Here is a 2,760-nt window from a genome sequence, read left to right on the forward strand (position 1 = left end):
CATGCTCAATAGCCTCGGCTTCGACTCGCTGGAAGCCCTGAGCGTCAGCGTCATCCCCGACAGCATCAAAGGCACCAGCGTCCTCGGCCTCGAAGACGGCCTGAGCGAAGCCGATGCCCTGGCCTTGATCAAGTCCATCGCCGGCAAAAACCAGCTGTTCAAAACCTACATCGGCCAGGGCTACTACGGCACGCACACGCCGTCGCCGATCTTGCGCAACCTGCTGGAAAACCCGGCCTGGTACACCGCCTACACCCCATACCAACCGGAAATTTCCCAGGGCCGTCTCGAAGCGCTGCTGAACTTCCAGACCCTGATCAGCGACCTCACCGGCCTGCCGATCGCCAACGCGTCCTTGCTCGACGAAGCCACCGCCGCCGCCGAAGCCATGACCTTCTGCAAACGCCTGAGCAAGAACAAGGGCAGCCATGCGTTCTTCGCGTCCGTGCATTGCCACCCGCAAACCCTCGACGTGCTGCGCACTCGGGCCGAGCCGCTGGGCATCGACGTGGTGGTTGGCGACGAGCGTGAACTGACTGACGTGACGCCGTTCTTCGGCGCCCTGCTGCAATACCCGGCGAGCAACGGTGACGTCTTCGACTACCGCGCACTGACCGAACGCTTCCACGCCGCCAACGCCCTGGTCGCGGTCGCCGCCGACCTGCTGGCCCTGACCGTGCTGACCCCGCCGGGTGAGTTCGGTGCCGACGTGGCCATCGGCAGCGCGCAACGCTTCGGCGTGCCGCTGGGCTTCGGTGGCCCGCACGCGGCCTACTTCTCCACCAAGGACGCGTTCAAGCGCGACATGCCGGGCCGTCTGGTCGGCGTCTCCGTGGACCGTTTCGGCAAGCCGGCCCTGCGCCTGGCCATGCAGACCCGCGAGCAACATATCCGCCGCGAGAAGGCCACCAGCAACATCTGCACCGCCCAAGTGCTGTTGGCCAACATCGCCAGCATGTACGCCGTGTACCACGGCCCGAAAGGCCTGACGCAGATCGCCAATCGCGTGCATCACCTGACCGCGATCCTCGCCCAAGGCTTGAACGCAATCGGCCTGAGTGTCGAGCAGGACAACTTCTTCGACACCCTGACGATCAAGACCGGCGCTCACACCGCCAAGCTGCACGACCTGGCACACGCCCAGCAGATCAACCTGCGCGTGGTCAACGCTGAACGTCTGGGCCTGTCCCTCGACGAAACCACCTCGCAAGCCGACGTCGAAACCCTGTGGGCCCTGCTTGCCGACGGTAAAGCGCTGCCGGACTTCGCCGCCCTCGCCGCGTCCGTGGTCAGCACTCTGCCGGCTGCACTGGTGCGCCAGTCGCCAATCCTCAGCCACCCGGTGTTCAACCGCTACCACTCGGAAACCGAGCTGATGCGCTACCTGCGCAAACTCGCCGACAAGGACCTGGCGCTGGATCGCACCATGATCCCGCTGGGTTCCTGCACCATGAAACTCAATGCCGCCAGCGAAATGATCCCGGTGACCTGGGCTGAATTCGGCGCCCTGCACCCGTTCGCCCCGGCCGAGCAAAGCGCCGGCTACCAGCAACTGACCGACGAACTGGAAGCGATGCTCTGCGCCGCCACCGGGTACGACGCGATCTCGCTGCAACCGAACGCCGGTTCGCAAGGTGAATACGCTGGCCTCTTGGCGATTCGTGCCTATCACCAGAGCCGTGGTGAAGACCGTCGCGACATCTGCCTGATCCCGTCCTCGGCGCACGGCACCAACCCGGCCACCGCCAACATGGCTGGCATGCGCGTCGTTGTGACCGCCTGCGATGCGCGTGGCAACGTCGACATTGAAGACCTGCGCGCCAAAGCCATCGAGCACCGCGAACACCTCGCGGCATTGATGATCACCTACCCGTCGACCCACGGCGTGTTCGAAGAAGGCATCCGCGAAATCTGCGGCATCGTTCACGACAATGGCGGCCAGGTGTACATCGACGGCGCCAACATGAATGCGATGGTCGGCCTCTGCGCCCCGGGCAAGTTCGGCGGCGACGTGTCGCACCTGAACCTGCACAAAACCTTCTGCATCCCGCACGGCGGTGGCGGCCCGGGCGTTGGCCCGATTGGCGTGAAATCGCACCTGACGCCGTTCCTGCCGGGGCACGGCACCCTGCAGCGCAAGGAAGGCGCGGTGTGCGCCGCACCGTTCGGCAGCGCGAGCATTTTGCCGATCACCTGGATGTACATTCGGATGATGGGTGGCGCCGGCCTCAAGCGTGCGTCGCAACTGGCGATCCTCAATGCCAACTACATTTCCCGTCGCCTCGAAGAGCATTACCCGGTGCTGTACACCGGCAGCAACGGCCTGGTGGCGCACGAATGCATCCTCGATTTGCGCCCGCTGAAAGACAGCAGCGGCATCAGCGTCGATGACGTCGCCAAACGCCTGATCGACTTCGGTTTCCACGCCCCGACCATGTCCTTCCCGGTTGCCGGCACGCTGATGATCGAGCCGACCGAAAGCGAATCCAAGGAAGAACTGGACCGCTTCTGCGACGCCATGATCCGCATCCGCGAGGAAATCCGCGCGGTGGAAAACGGCACGCTGGACAAGGACGACAACCCGCTGAAAAACGCGCCGCACACGGCGGCGGAAATCGTCGGCGAGTGGACGCATCCGTACAGCCGTGAGCAAGCGGTGTATCCGGTTGCGTCGCTGATCGAAGGCAAGTACTGGCCACCGGTCGGTCGCGTCGACAACGTGTTCGGCGATCGCAATCTGATCTGTGCCTGCCCGTCGAT

At 64.4% G+C, this 2,760-nt stretch carries 1 protein-coding gene; it reads left to right on the forward strand.

Annotation, left to right across the window (positions count from 1 at the left end):
* On the forward strand, window positions 1-2,760 hold a 2,760-nt coding region (gene gcvP, locus ACXPVS_RS27150; protein WP_458512632.1), incomplete at both ends, for an aminomethyl-transferring glycine dehydrogenase.

The sequence above is a fragment of the Pseudomonas sp. Ma2-10 genome (genome assembly GCF_054330215.1).